A 14,811-nucleotide genomic window follows, 5' to 3' on the forward strand; every position below is an offset into this window, starting at 1 on the left:
TAAATCCAGTGGCAATAAGTCCAAATTATTGGTTAAAACTGGTGTACTTTACAGCGGAACAGCTGGTGTACTTTGTTCGGAATAATCATTAGAGGAAATAAATAAAATTAAGGATGCAGAAATTGATGAATGTTATCATCATGTACGTGATCTTTTTCTAATAGCATGCTATTCTGCATTACGATTTAGTGATTTTTCTAAATTGGAGGTAATTGATATTGATAACGACTACATTCGTATCAAGCAAGATAAAACTGAAAACCGTGTAACAATCCCGATTATGAAAGGGATGAGGGATGTTTTATCTCGTTATGATGGAAAGCTCCCTCCTGTGTGTAGCAATCAGCACTTTAATAGAACTATTAAAGAAATTTGTGCACTCAAAGAAATTGGCATTGATAGAATGATCGGGCGCGATAAGGATGGTCAGAAAATTATGCTCAGCTCAATGGTTACAAGTCATACAGGAAGGAGATCGTATGCAACCAATATGTTTAAACTTGGTGTACCTACGTTATTGATTATGTCAGCAACTGGACATAAAAAGGAGGAAATGTTTCTACGTTATATCAAAGCGACGAACGAAGAAAAATCACATATGTTATCAGATTGGATGAAGAAGCTAGATATCTAATCCTTGGAGTATACGTCGCGCACAAGCTTGTTAACAGTGCTTCTTAAATTGTCATATAACTTGGAGAGATCTTCATAATCTTTTTTTATCGTTGCTAAATCTGCAAGAATAGTAGATTTGTCTTCCTCTTCATTTAGCATCGTACCCTGGCCAGTGATATACCAATTTATATTGAGTTTATATTTTTTACGAAGAATTCTTAGCATAGAAAATGTTAATGGTCTTTCACCTTTTTCAATTTTACTAATATTAGGTTGCTTGGTTTCTAGGATTTTTGCTATTTCCACCTGTGAAAGCTCCATCTTTTCTCTAAATTTGACAAAGCGTGCAGCTTCGGCGTTGTATTCAATTTCTTTTAGTGCCATTATATTGATGTAAATTTAAATTTTAGATTTTTGAAATATAGATCTTTTGAAACTTTGAATAAATGTTCGTTAGTGAATTCTAATCTATAGTTACCTATAATGCTTTCGTCAAGAAATAAATTTAGAATCTCTCCGATATACTCAATCCAAATGGTATCTTCATCTTGTATATTTACATTAAGACTCCCGATTATTTCATTATCGTCTTCATCCTGCATTGCAAACAAGGTGTTAACCAAAATTAATTTGGTCCTGGATGGTCTTTGCTGTTTTCCTGTTACAAAATGTATTTCATCGTTTTTAAATATATCTTTTGATTTTAGGAAATCTATAACCGTATCGGATATATTTATTTCATTTTTCACGTTGTTTATGCTCATCTATATTTCTACTTCTCTTTTTACTACATTATAAATAAATGCGACCTCTTTTAAATCAACTGTAAAGTCAGGGTAGGTTTCCTTGTCTTCATTTAAAGAGTGGAGTGTTACTATGCCTTCATTTACATTGTGATCGACTAACTCTTTAAAAATAATTCCATCATTTTTAGTTACAAAAATATAAAATGGATATTTGTGGGTGTGGAAACGAGATTTCCATAACTCAGGAGCTATTTCTCTTCCAATTACAACATCACCATGAATAAAGGTCGTTCTTTTGTCAACATCCATGCTGTCTCCCATTACTCGGAAAGCTTTGTATCTTCCTTTATGATACCTATAAACAGTAGTTACTATGTATTCTTGATCTTCAATATATTCAGCGTCTGCAAAACCTGAAAGAACACCAGCTTTAGCAGTCTCGCTAATCAATGGAACTTTCATTCTATATACTCCTGGAGATATTTCATAAAACTTTGTATTGCCATCCTCGTCAAACATGGCTATTTCATTGTATGGAATGTCTCCTAAAATGTTTCCATTAGAATTTAATTGAGATTTAAGATTATTTATTTGGAAATTATTATGCTTCTCACTACTGTATTTTATTTCTGATTTTCCAAGAAGCCACTCAATATTATATTCAGGAAATGTTTTTTCTAATTTAACAATTGTAGTGTTCCAAAGATTATCCACAGCTTCTTCTGGAGTGGCAATAAGCTTGGATAAATTGCCTTGATTCATGTTTAATGCTTGGGCTGCTAATCCTTTTTTTATAAACTTTTCTTTGATGGCAATCTCCAAATTTTTTAACATTTTTTCAATTGTTTAATTTGTATAAATTTGTATCTTTGATATGTATTGATACAATTTATATTGTATCTTCATTAGTCAAATATTATACCAATATATAATAAATGAAACTTTTAAACAAATCTATAGAACCAACTGTCAAAGAGGCATTGCTTTCTTTAAAGGTAAATTGTCAATGTTTGCAATTTCCAGCTGAAAAAAGGCATTATATAAGGCTTGTAATTGCTAGAATAAAAAAAGAAAATTCTACATATAATTACAAAACAAAAACAAAAAAAGACAGTTTTTATGTATGGCGGAAAGATCCTAACACAAAGAGTAAATAAAAATACAAAAATAAATATTAAAATAAATTTGTATCTATATGTATCTATATGTATCTTTGAGTATCAAAACAAATAAAGCCCTACGGTAATAGGGCTTATTAAAAGTAACACACCCGCAAGGGATGCATTTTAACACAAATCAAAGTTATGAAAGATTTAACAATTATCGAAGGTCAATCAGAAAAGTTTGTTCTCGTAGATCAAGAAAATGACAATTACAGCTTAAAAGCATATTATGTCAATTTGTCAAATTACAATGAAGGGTTTTTTAATGATGAAGACCTTAAAGAGGTAGAAGTAGAATTTTCTGCTCAAAGAAGTTCATCTATTAGGGGTTGGTTTAACAATGATTATGACGCACCTAATTTTGAAGATATAAATGCGTATCCTGGTGATGATTCCTACGATTATACTTTGGCGATACAAACAGCCTTAGAAGTAGCTAATGAGCAAGTATTACAATTATTTGATATAAATGAGAAAGTATGTATGACGCAATGATCTATAATAAATTGCCTCACGGTACTGAGGTGATCTTTATTAAAGTAGAAGATGGTAAAGAGATCATTTATGAAGATTGGTTTTCGCACCACGACATAAAAAAAATTCAAACTGAGTATATCAAATAGGAATATTAGATATTTTTTTTTAACACATAAAAGTAACACACATGAAATCAATTCTTAAATTTTTCCGTTCGCTTGAATACAATGTAGTATCTAGTGAATTTAGCCCAGCTAAAGAAGCTTTACATTTCTTTTTTCAATTAGCTGTTATAGCTCTAATTTTTGGGTCTTTCTGTTTTATTATCATTATAAACCTTTAATATCTGACATTATGACAAATTTAGTGAGTGCTATTCTTGCCGTTATGGGTGAGGTAGAAAACATCGAAAAAAATATGACCGTTGGAAGCGGTGCAAGCTCTTATAAAGGTGTATCTGATAAAGATGTAAAGTTAGCTATTGGTAAAGCTATGCGTAAACATGGATTAGTTATTTTTCCTTTAGAAGTTAATCCAACTGTAAAAGTTGAACGTTGGGAAGAAGACACGTATTATAATGGCCAAAAAAGCGGTGTAAAGGTTAAGCAATCAGTATTTACAGAGGTTGAACCGAAATACTTAGTAATGCACACAAGTGGTGAAAGTCAAATTATTTCAGGATATGGCCATGGTGTGGATTCTCAAGATAAAAGCGCAGGTAAAGCAACTACATACGCTTTGAAAAATGTATTACTCAATTTATTTCTTGTGCCTACTGGAACGGTTGACGATACAGATAACAAACATTCTGATGATATGCCAGTACCAGGTCAAAAAGGTTCTGAAAATCAATCCGAAAATGCAAAACCAGTTACTGCAACAACTCTTGCACCTACATTAGTGAAGGTTGTCGGTAAAACAACTGATTTAGTGGCTCTCAATACTATTTGGAACAACAATAAACAGTTACACGAAAATGCTGAATTTTTAAAACTTATCTGCATGCGTAGAATTGATTTTGCAACAAGTACAGAGGATTTAAGTAAAATCTTTGATGACGCTCAATTATTACACACTGATACTGATTTTGTGTCTCAATTAGGCGTTAAAAAGAAAGAGTTTTTAAACGCTAATACCAAAAAACAAACTGCATAGTTATGATACTTTTAAATGAAAATCCAGCCTTAGAAAGTAAACTCTCTGAGGCTGAAAAAAGAGCTAATTTCATAAAAAATTTGATTAAGGATATAAAATCAGGTACCTCAAAGTTGAGTTATTCTGCCTTATCAAAATTCAAAAGAAGTCCAAACGCTTTTATTAATTATAAAATGAAAGCTTTTGAAACTACTGATTCAATGTTATTGGGAAAACTTGTACACGCAATGGTTTTAGAGCCACATACTGTAGAAGATCAGTTTTTCACAGATTCTGAAATGGTTGTTGAAATTGGCGGTGCAAGTCCTAGATCAACAAAGGCTTATAAAGAATGGAAAGCTGAACAAATAAGCTTATATCCAAATAAAGAGCTTGTTTCTGCTGATACTTTAAAGTTAGCTGAACGAATGGCGAATGCAGTAATAAATAATAGGGCTGCTAAACAAGTCTTGAGTTTGATTCAGCAAACTGAGCACAAAATAGAATGGGATTTTGAAGGTCTTAAGTTTATCTCTTTTTTAGATGGAATAGGTGAAGTTATAATTGACTTAAAAATATGTGCTGATGCAGAGCCTCGAAAATTCCAACGTGATATTATTTATCAAAATTACCATTTACAAGCAGGCGTATATACAACTGCAGTAGGTGAAGTTTTACCATATTATATCATAGCTGTTGATAGAGAATGTGAAGTGTCTGTGCATCATTTGATGGAAGACCTTGTCTTAAAAGGTGTATCAATTTTTGAAGGACTAATTAAAGAGTTCAAATCATGCCTTGAAACAGGTTATTTTAATGAATCGTTCGAATACAGGGCTTCAACTGATGAAGGTATTTATAAAATGGATCTTCCACCTTATTTAATATAGAAATGGCTAAAATTCTTTTTAACGACCTGGAAACAACTGGTACCATGTTTTGGAAAAATGGTATTCATCAATTATCTGGAATTCTTGAAATTGATGGTGAGGTGAAAGAATCATTTAATTTTAAGATGCAACCCAATCCAAATGCAGTAATAGATGATAATGCATTAAAAGTAGCTAACGTTACACGTGAGGATTTAAACGGTTACGAATTAACAATGATTACAGGATATCAAAAGTTTATTCAAATGCTTTCTAAGTACGTGGATAAATTCGATAAAAAGGATAAAATATTCTTATGTGGATTCCGAAATACCGGCTTTGATGATCCTTTTCTAAATGCTTTTTTCAAACAGAACGGTGATGATTATTTCTTTTCATGGTTTTGGGGCAATAGTTTAGATGTTAATGTTTTGGCTACTCAAAAATTCAAAGATGTACGATCCACACTAAAGGATTTTAAGCTTTCTACAGTAGCTAAAATAGTAGGTATAGAAGTGGATGATTCGCGTCTACACGATGCGTTATACGACGTAGAATTAACACGATTAATCTATTATAAAGTATGCTAGAGGCTATCGAAATAAGCATTGATAAATTAATTACCAATGCTTGCAAATTATCGGATAAAGTAGAGCAATCTGCAGTTCAAAATTTAATTCATGAAGACGTAGATAAAGTAATGCTTTTAGTTTCAGTTCGTCAATTATCATCAGTTATTAACAGTATAAAAAAACAATACAATGAAGGAACAGGAGCACACCAAGAGTCTGCAAAAGTTGTCGATAATGATTACCCAGATTGGTGAAGCTATCGAGCAGCAAATAGATAGAGACAATCCAGACGAAGTGCTTGGAAAACTTCAAGAATTAGCGTCTCTTCAAAGCACAGCGTCTTATTGTCTTGCTACTGCAAAACAATTGTACAACACTAAAATTGCAACATTATTAATAAGTGATTTTTACAAGGGGTATACGGCAACGGATAGAAAAACAATCTTCCTTGAGCTTGCAAAAGAAGAACTATTCTTATTAAACCTTATAGATAGGTTCGTAGCAAATATTAGTCACTCGATTGAAAGTCTTAGGAGCATTCTTTCATTTAAAAAGCATGAGTTAGATCAAAGTCGTTATCAAACAACATAAAAAATATGGATATAAAAGGTAGAGTCCACGAAATAGGACCAGTTCAACAAGTAACTGACAGTTTCAAAAAGAGAGAACTAGTTTTAGCATATTGGGAAAACCCACAATTTGTGGAGTATATTACATTTCAGGCAATGCAAGATAGAGTCTCAATTTTTGATAATTTAAAAGTTGGACAAGATGTTTCTATAGATTTCAATATTAAAGGACGTCCTTGGACAAATAAGGATGGTGCAACTACTTATTTTAATTCTTTGGTTGCCTGGAGAGTTTCACCATTAAGCAATCAACAACCAGCTACTAATACTGATTATTCTAACATCCCTGCACCAGTTGATATTTCTGGCGGAGCGGACGATGATGATTTACCATTCTAGTTTCAAACAAAATATAAATTCATTTTAAAAATATATCATGAAAGATTTAAATAACAATATTATCCAATGGGCAGACGATAAAGGTATATTATCTAATGCTACACCATTAACTCAAATCAAAAAGACATTTGAGGAACTTACAGAGTTGATTACAGCTTTGATTGATAAAAATCCAGAAGAGGTAAAAGATGCAATAGGAGATGTTAACGTAACATTAATTATAGTTAGTAAGCTTGCAGAACTTAAACCATCTTTTGAGGAACTAGGTAAATCAAATGTTTTTATAACAGCTAACTGGATCGTCGAAATTTTCCAAAAGATAGCTAGAAATAAAGATATTTCCATTGATGTAATTCGAGCTCAAGAGGCATTAAATCGATTAGCAAAAGAGAACGGACTAACATTAGAGGTGTGTACTCAGTCAGCTTATGAAGTTATTTCAAAGCGTACAGGAAAAATAGTTGATGGTGTTTTTGTGAAAGATGAAAAGAACGTAACATCAGGTAAATCAAGACGCAATACTTCAAAAGACAAGGAGGTGAAATAATATGAGCGAAATAACCTTTGAACAAGTTCCGCATGTATTAGGATTGATCTTAAAAAAAATGGAGGGTCTTGAAGAGGAAATCAAAGGCTTAAAGGAAAAGTATGAATCTGCTCCAACTCTTCCAAATGATCATGATGAGCTTTTAACCTTTGATGAAGCATTAGTTGTGCTAAAAATCAAAAAAAACACATTACACAGATGGAAGCGTGACGGGATAATTCCGTATCGTAAAATAGGTACAAAGAATTACTTTAAAAAGTCTGATCTTGAAGAATACAACAAGATCGAAATTAAAAAGCCAAAAGGCTTACGTCGTTTTTAGTGTTTTCTTTATTTTAAAATATATCTAAAAAATATATTTGATATATAAATAAATAGGTTTATATTTGTGGTGTTAATCGTTTTTAATTTAGCCTGGTGAAGCAGTAGCATTGCTTACAGATACTTATTCTAATTTTCAAATTTTGAAGCCCTTGGTCCTTAAGATGATGCTACCATCGAGAGGATTAAAGGGTTTTTAATTAAAATTTAACGCAATGGATATTTCACTTAAAACATTCGACGATGTAAAAATTGCGCCACAGTATGGCAATTATGCTTGTAATTTAGAGCTTAAAGGGATTTCAATAGAAGAACTAGTAAAAGGTATGACAGATGATGAAAAGAAAGAATTATTATCTCATATCTCAATGGATCTTATTCAAGAACATATTGAAGACTACATTTCCAGCGTCGAAGCTTAATTATTAACACAAATTAAAAGTAACACACATGAAAAATTCGAAATTAATTGTACAAATAGCCGGTAAGCTAGTTGTAGAAGGTTTAACATCTGAGGTAGTAACCAAAGAAAAGGCTGTCAAAAAAACTATGAATTGCGTTTGCTCAATTCTAATTCATCAAGAAATAGACCGAAATTTTGATGAGATAGTGACAGTAATGGCTGGTATGACGGTAACTTTAAATTAGTTAGATATGCAAAATAAAATCTATTACGGATTTGGCACCGATTATTTAAAAGATTGGGGTGTTGAGCACGCATTACGTGAAATTTATCAAAACTTTTTTGATTATGGCAAATTTAAAGAAACGGTAAAGCCTCATAAAAAACACCATAACCTTTTAACGGTCACTTTGTCGAATGATTGGCAACCTGAAAATTTAGACTTTCTAAGAATAGGTAATTCTCGTAAAAAAGAAGGTTCAATTGGTAAACATGGTGAAGGTGTTAAAATGGCATTTATGATCTTGTTAAGAAACGGATTTGTTAGCAGGATTGTCACTAATAAAAGCGTTGTTATTCCTGGTACTTATTCAGACGCTGAAATTGGTGAATGTTTCTGCTTTAATTATTTTCCCATAAAGGGCAATGTAGGTAAATTCACTATCCAATTTGAAGTAGAGGCAAAAATATTCAAATCTTTTCGGTCCAATATTATTACTAAAAAGGATATAATTTACACAGATCCTTATTACGGTGATATTGTTGATAAACCTAAAGGGAATGTCTATTCAGGCGGTTTGTTTGTGGCTCAATTAAACAATTTAAGCAGAGCGTATAATATTCGTCCTGAACACTTACAACTTGATCGGGATAGATCAGTGCCAAGATCGTTTGATGTAAACTGGTCTGCATCAAGAATACTTGACAGTTTTGAAAAATGGAATTTTGTTGATGAAACTTATGACGATACACAGTTTATTTCTAAAGTTCCAGATTATATCAAAACTGAGGTTAAACCAATTATAGTTGGTAGCTCAGTTGAGTTTGTCCGTAAAGACGAAAAAGGTGAAGATGTTATTATCACAAATTCCAATATAAAGGAAGTCTTAAAAAAGGACAATTTCTTTCAAGCAGCAATTAAAAAATTAAAGCTTTTTGTTGCTAAGCAATTAGGCCTTTACGATATGCTTATTGAATTCAGAGAAAAGCATATTCATTCACATGAAGCTAGGATTGATTTTGATCTGATCTTAGAAAGAGTGGAAGCGGAAAAAGTGAAGTAACCATAATTTATAATCCATGCATATTAAATTTAAAATTAATCAAATCCTCAATAGGATTTCATACGTCCTTTCTAAAGAAATTAAAGGACAATTCAATTCAGAATATGTCAAAGGCTTTGAACACGCTGTAAAACTCTTTGGAATAGCTGTATTTAACGAATTTGGTAAGTACGTACAAATAGAAAGCAATAAAATCCATGAGAATAGAGAGCTTAAAAAGGAAGTTGAACGGCTTAATACATCTTTAGGCAATTCGCATCGTTACATTGATCATCTCGAAAATATGCTAATCCAAGCGAATCAAGTAAAATTAAGCAATACCAAGAAAAAGAAAATTTTCAAAGCTATTGAGGAAATGACTGGTCAACCTTACTTATATGTAAGAGAGCAATTCTTAGAACTTGTTGAAGGAAAGGGGGCAAAAAGTGCGTAAAACATTATCAAAGATCATATTAAAATTTATTGTCAGCGGTGGAATACTTGTTTTCTTTTCTTCTAATAGTTTTAAAATATTCCAAGATGGATATTATGCTTTTAGTTTAGCTATATTTTTTCTGGGATTATTTACTGCTATGATGTCGTACTTTTTAATTGAAGGAAGGGGGGAGTAATGTCCAATACATTAGGGTGGATAAAGTTGCATAGAAGTCTTTTAGATTGGGAATGGTACAAAGACTTAAACACCAGATCGCTTTTCCTGCATTTGCTTATTAGGGCTAATCATAAAGACAATAAATTCCAAGGAAATGTTATAAAAAGAGGACAATTATTAACAGGAATTAACGCATTATCGGTTGAAACTTCTTTGTCAGTTCAACAGCTAAGAACTTCGTTGAAAAAACTAAAATCAACAAACGAAATAACAATCGAAAGTAGCACCAAAAACAGTGTTATTACTATTGTAAACTATGATTTTTATCAAACAGTAGATGACGATCAACTAGCAGAGCAACAAACGAATAACAATCAATCAACAAGCGAGCAACAAACGAATAACAAACGAGCAACTACAAACAAGAATATAAAGAATAATAAGAATATAAAGAATGAAAGAAATAAAGAATCTATAAAGTTAAATAGTGCCGAAAATGAATTTTCGTCCACACCTCAAAATGATAAAAAAGATATTGAAAGCAGAAAAGTTGAGTTTATTGAAAAAATTACTCCATACGTCGGTAAATACGAAAAAGAAATGCTTAATGAATTTTATTCATACTGGACTGAAAAAAATGATAACAGCAAAAAAATGAGGTTCGAAATGCAAAAGGTTTTTGATATCGGACGCAGGTTAGCCACATGGTCAAAAAATACTAAACAAAATTTCAATGGAAAAACAACAATTACAACTAGTCAAAGCAGACAACAGAGAGCTGATGACGTTGCCAAAGTTAGAGATCTGGCAAAACAAATTATCCTCTCTAGTTCTGAACAATCAAATGGATGTTCTTAGAGCTGATATCCCATCATTAGTAAGAATGAAAAAGCATTATGGAGACACACCTGTTAAGGCGGTTTTAGTGGACCTTATTGCTGATTTTACGGAAAGTTTGAATTTAGGAAAAAACATGTCGGTACCACAAATAGCATCTCTTATTCAGCAAATTCAACAAACATTTTACTATTTGAATTTTGCTGATCTAAAACTCTTCTTTCAAAAAATGAAATTAGGTGCTTACGGCAAATTTTACGATAGGATGGATGAGAGTGTTATTTTAACAGCATTGACCGAATATGATATCGAAAGAGCTGAATATGTGAGAATGAAAGACGGAGAGCAGAAGAAAAATGATTTTCAAACTTATCATCCTGATATGCTTGCTGTAATTAGTAAAGCTCATAAAGAAATTTCCGATAAGATGCATGCTGAAAAAGTAAACATTCGGAAACCAGCTACTCCTACAGAAGCAGAATTATTTCATAAGAGAGCATTAAAGCAATTCGATAATCTCTTTTCCAAATACGGAATACAAATTGGTCTGAGGGCTTTAAAAATTGGCCAAACGGTATTTACCATTGACACCTTCATTGAGAGAAAAGTAAACAATATCATTAATTCGAAATAATACACACACCATGACAAACTTAAAAGATAAAATTGTTAGAAGATTACCAAGTATCATTGCTACTGAAACCGGGTTTTTAAAATTAAACGAGGAGCAAAAGGAAGCATTAGCACGTCGTTTAGAAATGTTTTTCCAAATTGAATTAGCTTCAGCTCATGAAGAGGGTAAAATAAATGAGCGTAAGCAATTGCCAACCATATCATTGAATTAGGTATGATTAAAGCAAAAAAGGGCAGTTGCTCTGAGTGCTCCAAAGAATCTTACATTACTGCTGGAAAATGTGGTTATTGCTATTGGAAACACCGGAGTAAACTGAAAAAGTTAGAAAAGGAAAAAAGAGGTATTATAACCCCTACAAATAAAATTTATAATATCCCAAAATTTAGCAAAAAAAGAAAGATTGAAAATGCTTTGTATGTTAAAAAAAGACGTATCTTTATGGAGCATAACAAAACATGTCAAGCTCAATTATCTGGTTGTACTCATTTAGCTACTGATTTACATCATCCTCGGGGCCGTTTGGGTAAAAATTTAACTGATGAAACTAACTTTTTAGCATTATGCAGGCCGTGTCATAATTATATTGAGACACACCCAGAATTTGCAAAGGAGAAAGGTTTTTCTTTAAGTAGACTAGAATTTTTTTGAACTTAAATATATCTAAAAATAATATTTGATATAATGGCTGAAAGTGATATTCAAAAATCTTGTGTTGACTGGTTCACGTTAAAATATCAAAATAGGGGATTAGGGCTGATAGTGTCAATTCCAAATGAAGGACGCAGGAATGCAAGAACAGGGGGGAGGTTAAAAAAAATGGGACTGAAAGCTGGATTTCCTGATCTACAAATCATCAAAGAGAAGGATATACTGTTTGTGGAAATGAAAACACTCCATCGGAATAGCCAAACAAGCGACAAACAAGATGCTGTCCATGTTGTTTTGCGTCAATTAAAACATAAGATCGTAATCTGCAGAAGCATAGAGGAATTCATTGCAGTGGTTGATAAGTTTATGAAATAAAATCTATAACTCTTAAAATTTTCTTATATGGTGGCTGAAAAAATGAAACTTAAAATCCTGGAGGCTATATCATGGGATTTAGCAAAACATGTTGATACCGTTTTCAACGATCTTCTTCAAAAGGACGGTAATACAGATTTTTCAATTAATGACATCATTGAGGACTATTTGAAAGAAAGAGATAAACCAATCGATTTGCTAGAATCTAATGTTAAAATACCTGGAATTGTTGAAATCAAAAGAGATATAGCATTTATCTATTATTGTTTATGTTGTCCTTTCTATTACTCATTAGGCGTTGATCAACGATTAACTAAAGAACAAACTAAAATTCTTTTGAATGCTTTAAAAATACATCCAAAAAAATACATTACCAGTGCAAAGCATTATTACCGCATTTATTCGGATTATAGAGATATGATAAATTCTTTTGTTTTAAAGTATATCAAAAAAGAATAAAAAATATATAAAACTATTTGTTTATATAAATAAAGTTGTTTATATTTGTTGTATTGAAAGTAACACACAAAAACACAACATTAATGAAATTTTTCAACAACTGTAAAACCCTAGACGAGGTAAAGAGTCTATTCAAAAAATTAGCATTTGAAAACCATCCTGACAAAGGTGGATCTACTGAAATCATGCAAATGATTAATGCTGAATATAAGCTAGCAATAGCAAAGTTAGCAAGCAATAAGGGCTTCACAAGTCAAGAAACTGAGGATATATTTGAAATGTCTGAAAAGTATCAAAACGCTATTAATGGCATTGCTGGCTTAGATGGTTTAATAATAGAACTGGTTGGGGCATGGATTTGGGTAACCGGTGATACATTTAAAAATAAGACGCAATTAAAAGAGGCTGGTTTTATGTTTGCTTCAAAAAAATGTGCCTGGTATTTCAGACCAGAAGAAAAGAAGTCATCTGGTCGTAGTAGACACGATTTAGACACTATAAAATCAAAATACGGAAGTCGTGTTATCACTACTTCAAACAGAGCTGCTTTAAGCGCTTAAACATCAAAAAAGCATATAATACTTGACATATTAAATCATCCATTCAGCAACAAAGCTATTTTGTTGCTAGTGGATTTAATTCAAATTTATTATGGAAATCGATATAAGAAATACATTCGCAAAAAACATTATTTCCTATAGAAAGACAAAATCTTTGACACAGGAACAATTGTCTAATAGCCTAGATGTAAATAGATGTGTCATTGGATCGTGGGAAGAAAGACGATCATTTCCTAAAGTTGAAACACTGATAAAAATAAGTCATCTTCTTCAAGTGTCAATTAATGACATTATAGAAAAGAATGTTGTTTGGAACTAATAAAACCCCAAAATCTCACATTATGAAAAAGAACGGAATCGCTCGCGCAATTGAATACGGCAAACATTTAACAAAAGAGCTTAGTCCAAAAATCCACTATTTAGCAGGATACAATCAGGCTGTAGAAGACTATAACAGTATTGAAGCTGATGCAATTCAGGATGTTTTATCAACCGAGATAATGGTATTGAGAGAGAAGAATGCAGAGCTGGTGGATGCTTTGAAAGAAGCTAAGTCAATGATAGGTAAACTGAGGCGTTCAATGTCTGTACATCCTGACTGCACTATAGGTAGTGAATTTGACGACTACACAACCGATGCTCAAAACTTGGAGGACGAAATCGAATTATTAATCAATTCAAATATTACGGAATGAAAGAGCAAACAGTATTTATAAAAAGATACCCAAGTAAGGGAGAATTGCCAGTACTTAAAATCTATTTAATAAACCTATCGTAAAGAGCAAGGATGATAATGGATAAACCTAGTATTAATAGTTTATAAAAAAATCTCTTTACACGATACGTGTCTCTTTTTACTAGAATACGAACTAGAAAAGCTACAAGAATACAGGAGCAACCTAATAATAGTCCGACAAGTTGATTTTCGTCCATCAATCTAAATTAAATAAAAAATATAAAACTGAAAGGAGAAACTAAGTAATGTATAAGACTTTAATAAACGACAAAAGATTAACCCCTACAATGCAAAGAGTCAGATCAGGACCTACTCAATTATTCAGAGAGCAAAAACCGAATGATAGGTCTTTTATCTCTAATGACAATGCTGATGTTGTACTTACTCACGATACAGATCAAGCTATGTATGCAGAGCTTATCGACGGTGAATGGTATTGGGTAAGTGGTTGTAACGAATGTATAGGTAAGCCTAGGGGCTATAGCTACATTGAATGTGATAAGCATAATGTATGTTCTTGTTGTGGAATTTCACGAAAGGAAATTGAAGGTTCAGTTTGGGGCGGTGGCCATGGATGGACTTGCCCTTCTTGCCATGATTTTAAAAAGCTTGAAGCTAGACAAAGTGCGTTCAAAAAGCTCAATGGAAAAGACCATGACACATTTTACACAGACAATCCGACTTGTCCTCATTGCGGTACTGAATACGACTCAGACTTTGTTAGTGATAATTCAATAAATGATTGCGATGTGTGTGAAGGTTCTTTTGAAGTAGAAATACATTTGTCGCCTAGTTATACAACTACGGTTGTTGGTAAAAGATTAACAAACTGAAAGGAGAAACTAACTAATGAATCCCTACCACCAGACTAA

The 14,811-nt window shown here is 32.2% G+C and carries 29 protein-coding genes; 26 read left to right on the forward strand and 3 right to left on the reverse strand.

What is annotated here, in order from left to right:
* Window positions 1-106: 106 nt before the first annotated feature.
* Window positions 107-634, forward strand: a complete 528-nt coding sequence (locus GOQ16_RS02255) for a site-specific integrase (protein WP_262886245.1) — start codon at window positions 107-109, stop codon at window positions 632-634.
* Here GOQ16_RS02255 and GOQ16_RS02260 read toward each other — a convergent pair.
* The 3 genes from GOQ16_RS02260 to GOQ16_RS02270 are packed head-to-tail and all read right to left on the reverse strand — an operon-like array spanning window position 631 to window position 2,195.
* A complete protein-coding gene (locus GOQ16_RS02260) occupies window positions 631-999 on the reverse strand; it encodes a helix-turn-helix domain-containing protein (protein ID WP_160067489.1) in 369 nt (122 codons plus the stop codon). The two genes, GOQ16_RS02255 and GOQ16_RS02260, sit on opposite strands and share 4 nt — an antisense overlap.
* Window positions 999-1,379, reverse strand: a complete 381-nt coding sequence (locus tag GOQ16_RS02265; protein ID WP_160067491.1) for a hypothetical protein — start codon at window positions 1,377-1,379, stop codon at window positions 999-1,001. The genes GOQ16_RS02260 and GOQ16_RS02265 overlap by 1 nt, the downstream gene beginning before the upstream one ends.
* Complete coding sequence (locus GOQ16_RS02270; RefSeq protein ID WP_160067493.1) at window positions 1,380-2,195, reverse strand: S24 family peptidase; 816 nt, start codon at window positions 2,193-2,195, stop codon at window positions 1,380-1,382.
* 101 nt (window positions 2,196-2,296) lie between these two features.
* Between GOQ16_RS02270 and GOQ16_RS02275 the strand changes: the two genes are divergently transcribed.
* The 25 genes from GOQ16_RS02275 (at window position 2,297) to GOQ16_RS02390 (ending at window position 14,772) form a co-directional block, all read left to right on the forward strand.
* Window positions 2,297-2,518 carry a hypothetical protein gene (locus GOQ16_RS02275; RefSeq protein ID WP_160067495.1) on the forward strand — a complete coding sequence of 74 codons (222 nt, stop codon included), beginning with the start codon at window positions 2,297-2,299 and terminating at the stop codon, window positions 2,516-2,518.
* 147 nt (window positions 2,519-2,665) lie between these two features.
* Window positions 2,666-3,019, forward strand: coding sequence for a hypothetical protein (locus GOQ16_RS02280; protein ID WP_160067497.1), 354 nt, complete (start codon window positions 2,666-2,668; stop codon window positions 3,017-3,019).
* Complete coding sequence (locus tag GOQ16_RS17990) at window positions 3,016-3,147, forward strand: hypothetical protein (protein ID WP_262886238.1); 132 nt, start codon at window positions 3,016-3,018, stop codon at window positions 3,145-3,147. Before GOQ16_RS02280 ends, GOQ16_RS17990 begins: the two co-directional genes overlap by 4 nt.
* 208 nt (window positions 3,148-3,355) lie before the next feature.
* Window positions 3,356-4,156, forward strand: a complete 801-nt coding sequence (locus GOQ16_RS02285; RefSeq protein ID WP_160067499.1) for an ERF family protein — start codon at window positions 3,356-3,358, stop codon at window positions 4,154-4,156.
* 2 nt (window positions 4,157-4,158) lie between these two features.
* Window positions 4,159-5,025: a PD-(D/E)XK nuclease-like domain-containing protein gene (locus GOQ16_RS02290; RefSeq protein WP_160067501.1), complete on the forward strand. Its 867-nt coding sequence runs from the start codon at window positions 4,159-4,161 to the stop codon at window positions 5,023-5,025.
* 2 nt (window positions 5,026-5,027) lie between these two features.
* Entirely contained in the window at window positions 5,028-5,594 is a 567-nt protein-coding gene (locus tag GOQ16_RS02295; RefSeq protein WP_160067503.1) for a 3'-5' exonuclease, read from the forward strand.
* A complete protein-coding gene (locus GOQ16_RS02300; RefSeq protein ID WP_160067505.1) occupies window positions 5,588-5,830 on the forward strand; it encodes a hypothetical protein in 243 nt (80 codons plus the stop codon). The genes GOQ16_RS02295 and GOQ16_RS02300 overlap by 7 nt, the downstream gene beginning before the upstream one ends.
* Window positions 5,811-6,167, forward strand: coding sequence for a hypothetical protein (locus GOQ16_RS02305; RefSeq protein WP_160067507.1), 357 nt, complete (start codon window positions 5,811-5,813; stop codon window positions 6,165-6,167). The genes GOQ16_RS02300 and GOQ16_RS02305 overlap by 20 nt, the downstream gene beginning before the upstream one ends.
* A gap of 5 nt (window positions 6,168-6,172) precedes the next feature.
* Complete coding sequence (locus tag GOQ16_RS02310; protein ID WP_160067509.1) at window positions 6,173-6,544, forward strand: DUF3127 domain-containing protein; 372 nt, start codon at window positions 6,173-6,175, stop codon at window positions 6,542-6,544.
* A gap of 37 nt (window positions 6,545-6,581) precedes the next feature.
* Window positions 6,582-7,091 carry a MazG-like family protein gene (locus GOQ16_RS02315; RefSeq protein WP_160067511.1) on the forward strand — a complete coding sequence of 170 codons (510 nt, stop codon included), beginning with the start codon at window positions 6,582-6,584 and terminating at the stop codon, window positions 7,089-7,091.
* A 1-nt stretch (window position 7,092) separates the two neighbouring features.
* Window positions 7,093-7,413, forward strand: coding sequence for a helix-turn-helix domain-containing protein (locus GOQ16_RS02320; RefSeq protein WP_160067513.1), 321 nt, complete (start codon window positions 7,093-7,095; stop codon window positions 7,411-7,413).
* Between the two features lie 214 nt (window positions 7,414-7,627).
* Complete coding sequence (locus tag GOQ16_RS02325; protein WP_160067515.1) at window positions 7,628-7,834, forward strand: hypothetical protein; 207 nt, start codon at window positions 7,628-7,630, stop codon at window positions 7,832-7,834.
* A 28-nt stretch (window positions 7,835-7,862) separates the two neighbouring features.
* Window positions 7,863-8,060, forward strand: coding sequence for a hypothetical protein (locus GOQ16_RS02330; protein WP_160067517.1), 198 nt, complete (start codon window positions 7,863-7,865; stop codon window positions 8,058-8,060).
* 6 nt (window positions 8,061-8,066) lie between these two features.
* A complete protein-coding gene (locus tag GOQ16_RS02335) occupies window positions 8,067-9,098 on the forward strand; it encodes a hypothetical protein (RefSeq protein ID WP_160067519.1) in 1,032 nt (343 codons plus the stop codon).
* A gap of 16 nt (window positions 9,099-9,114) precedes the next feature.
* Complete coding sequence (locus tag GOQ16_RS02340; RefSeq protein ID WP_160067521.1) at window positions 9,115-9,531, forward strand: hypothetical protein; 417 nt, start codon at window positions 9,115-9,117, stop codon at window positions 9,529-9,531.
* A 177-nt stretch (window positions 9,532-9,708) separates the two neighbouring features.
* Window positions 9,709-10,548 (forward strand): hypothetical protein, encoded by an 840-nt coding sequence (locus tag GOQ16_RS02345; RefSeq protein ID WP_160067523.1) that lies wholly within the window; start codon window positions 9,709-9,711, stop codon window positions 10,546-10,548.
* The gene (locus GOQ16_RS02350; RefSeq protein WP_160067525.1) at window positions 10,535-11,161 is read left to right on the forward strand and encodes a DUF6633 family protein; all 627 of its coding nucleotides are present in this window, start codon (window positions 10,535-10,537) and stop codon (window positions 11,159-11,161) included. The genes GOQ16_RS02345 and GOQ16_RS02350 overlap by 14 nt, the downstream gene beginning before the upstream one ends.
* A gap of 10 nt (window positions 11,162-11,171) precedes the next feature.
* Window positions 11,172-11,372, forward strand: coding sequence for a hypothetical protein (locus GOQ16_RS02355; RefSeq protein WP_160067527.1), 201 nt, complete (start codon window positions 11,172-11,174; stop codon window positions 11,370-11,372).
* A 2-nt stretch (window positions 11,373-11,374) separates the two neighbouring features.
* Window positions 11,375-11,809: an HNH endonuclease signature motif containing protein gene (locus GOQ16_RS02360; RefSeq protein ID WP_160067529.1), complete on the forward strand. Its 435-nt coding sequence runs from the start codon at window positions 11,375-11,377 to the stop codon at window positions 11,807-11,809.
* 33 nt (window positions 11,810-11,842) lie between these two features.
* Window positions 11,843-12,184, forward strand: a complete 342-nt coding sequence (locus tag GOQ16_RS02365; RefSeq protein ID WP_160067531.1) for a VRR-NUC domain-containing protein — start codon at window positions 11,843-11,845, stop codon at window positions 12,182-12,184.
* Between the two features lie 27 nt (window positions 12,185-12,211).
* A complete protein-coding gene (locus tag GOQ16_RS02370) occupies window positions 12,212-12,643 on the forward strand; it encodes a hypothetical protein (RefSeq protein ID WP_160067533.1) in 432 nt (143 codons plus the stop codon).
* Window positions 12,644-12,726: 83 nt separating this feature from the next.
* Complete coding sequence (locus tag GOQ16_RS02375; RefSeq protein ID WP_160067535.1) at window positions 12,727-13,203, forward strand: J domain-containing protein; 477 nt, start codon at window positions 12,727-12,729, stop codon at window positions 13,201-13,203.
* A gap of 91 nt (window positions 13,204-13,294) precedes the next feature.
* Window positions 13,295-13,522, forward strand: a complete 228-nt coding sequence (locus tag GOQ16_RS02380) for a helix-turn-helix transcriptional regulator (protein ID WP_160067537.1) — start codon at window positions 13,295-13,297, stop codon at window positions 13,520-13,522.
* A 22-nt stretch (window positions 13,523-13,544) separates the two neighbouring features.
* The gene (locus tag GOQ16_RS02385) at window positions 13,545-13,898 is read left to right on the forward strand and encodes a hypothetical protein (protein ID WP_160067539.1); all 354 of its coding nucleotides are present in this window, start codon (window positions 13,545-13,547) and stop codon (window positions 13,896-13,898) included.
* A 328-nt stretch (window positions 13,899-14,226) separates the two neighbouring features.
* Window positions 14,227-14,772 (forward strand): hypothetical protein, encoded by a 546-nt coding sequence (locus GOQ16_RS02390; RefSeq protein ID WP_160067541.1) that lies wholly within the window; start codon window positions 14,227-14,229, stop codon window positions 14,770-14,772.
* Window positions 14,773-14,811: the final 39 nt, after the last annotated feature.

It is taken from the genome of Sphingobacterium bovisgrunnientis (genome assembly GCF_009829085.1).
Taxonomy (GTDB): Bacteria; Bacteroidota; Bacteroidia; order Sphingobacteriales; family Sphingobacteriaceae; genus Sphingobacterium; species Sphingobacterium bovisgrunnientis.

Excerpts from the sequence above, each read along its gene's own strand:
- GOQ16_RS02260 (WP_160067489.1), bottom strand. The coding sequence starts at position 999 with ATGGCACTAAAAGAAATTGAATACAACGCCGAAGCTGCACGCTTTGTC.
- GOQ16_RS02265 (WP_160067491.1), bottom strand. The coding sequence starts at position 1,379 with ATGAGCATAAACAACGTGAAAAATGAAATAAATATATCCGATACGGTT.
- GOQ16_RS02270 (WP_160067493.1), bottom strand. The coding sequence starts at position 2,195 with ATGTTAAAAAATTTGGAGATTGCCATCAAAGAAAAGTTTATAAAAAAA.
- GOQ16_RS02275 (WP_160067495.1), top strand. The coding sequence starts at position 2,297 with ATGAAACTTTTAAACAAATCTATAGAACCAACTGTCAAAGAGGCATTG.
- GOQ16_RS02280 (WP_160067497.1), top strand. The coding sequence starts at position 2,666 with ATGAAAGATTTAACAATTATCGAAGGTCAATCAGAAAAGTTTGTTCTC.
- GOQ16_RS17990 (WP_262886238.1), top strand. The coding sequence starts at position 3,016 with ATGATCTATAATAAATTGCCTCACGGTACTGAGGTGATCTTTATTAAA.
- GOQ16_RS02285 (WP_160067499.1), top strand. The coding sequence starts at position 3,356 with ATGACAAATTTAGTGAGTGCTATTCTTGCCGTTATGGGTGAGGTAGAA.
- GOQ16_RS02290 (WP_160067501.1), top strand. The coding sequence starts at position 4,159 with ATGATACTTTTAAATGAAAATCCAGCCTTAGAAAGTAAACTCTCTGAG.
- GOQ16_RS02295 (WP_160067503.1), top strand. The coding sequence starts at position 5,028 with ATGGCTAAAATTCTTTTTAACGACCTGGAAACAACTGGTACCATGTTT.
- GOQ16_RS02300 (WP_160067505.1), top strand. The coding sequence starts at position 5,588 with ATGCTAGAGGCTATCGAAATAAGCATTGATAAATTAATTACCAATGCT.
- GOQ16_RS02305 (WP_160067507.1), top strand. The coding sequence starts at position 5,811 with ATGATTACCCAGATTGGTGAAGCTATCGAGCAGCAAATAGATAGAGAC.
- GOQ16_RS02310 (WP_160067509.1), top strand. The coding sequence starts at position 6,173 with ATGGATATAAAAGGTAGAGTCCACGAAATAGGACCAGTTCAACAAGTA.
- GOQ16_RS02315 (WP_160067511.1), top strand. The coding sequence starts at position 6,582 with ATGAAAGATTTAAATAACAATATTATCCAATGGGCAGACGATAAAGGT.
- GOQ16_RS02320 (WP_160067513.1), top strand. The coding sequence starts at position 7,093 with ATGAGCGAAATAACCTTTGAACAAGTTCCGCATGTATTAGGATTGATC.
- GOQ16_RS02325 (WP_160067515.1), top strand. The coding sequence starts at position 7,628 with ATGGATATTTCACTTAAAACATTCGACGATGTAAAAATTGCGCCACAG.
- GOQ16_RS02330 (WP_160067517.1), top strand. The coding sequence starts at position 7,863 with ATGAAAAATTCGAAATTAATTGTACAAATAGCCGGTAAGCTAGTTGTA.
- GOQ16_RS02335 (WP_160067519.1), top strand. The coding sequence starts at position 8,067 with ATGCAAAATAAAATCTATTACGGATTTGGCACCGATTATTTAAAAGAT.
- GOQ16_RS02340 (WP_160067521.1), top strand. The coding sequence starts at position 9,115 with ATGCATATTAAATTTAAAATTAATCAAATCCTCAATAGGATTTCATAC.
- GOQ16_RS02345 (WP_160067523.1), top strand. The coding sequence starts at position 9,709 with ATGTCCAATACATTAGGGTGGATAAAGTTGCATAGAAGTCTTTTAGAT.
- GOQ16_RS02350 (WP_160067525.1), top strand. The coding sequence starts at position 10,535 with ATGGATGTTCTTAGAGCTGATATCCCATCATTAGTAAGAATGAAAAAG.
- GOQ16_RS02355 (WP_160067527.1), top strand. The coding sequence starts at position 11,172 with ATGACAAACTTAAAAGATAAAATTGTTAGAAGATTACCAAGTATCATT.
- GOQ16_RS02360 (WP_160067529.1), top strand. The coding sequence starts at position 11,375 with ATGATTAAAGCAAAAAAGGGCAGTTGCTCTGAGTGCTCCAAAGAATCT.
- GOQ16_RS02365 (WP_160067531.1), top strand. The coding sequence starts at position 11,843 with ATGGCTGAAAGTGATATTCAAAAATCTTGTGTTGACTGGTTCACGTTA.
- GOQ16_RS02370 (WP_160067533.1), top strand. The coding sequence starts at position 12,212 with ATGGTGGCTGAAAAAATGAAACTTAAAATCCTGGAGGCTATATCATGG.
- GOQ16_RS02375 (WP_160067535.1), top strand. The coding sequence starts at position 12,727 with ATGAAATTTTTCAACAACTGTAAAACCCTAGACGAGGTAAAGAGTCTA.
- GOQ16_RS02380 (WP_160067537.1), top strand. The coding sequence starts at position 13,295 with ATGGAAATCGATATAAGAAATACATTCGCAAAAAACATTATTTCCTAT.
- GOQ16_RS02385 (WP_160067539.1), top strand. The coding sequence starts at position 13,545 with ATGAAAAAGAACGGAATCGCTCGCGCAATTGAATACGGCAAACATTTA.
- GOQ16_RS02390 (WP_160067541.1), top strand. The coding sequence starts at position 14,227 with ATGCAAAGAGTCAGATCAGGACCTACTCAATTATTCAGAGAGCAAAAA.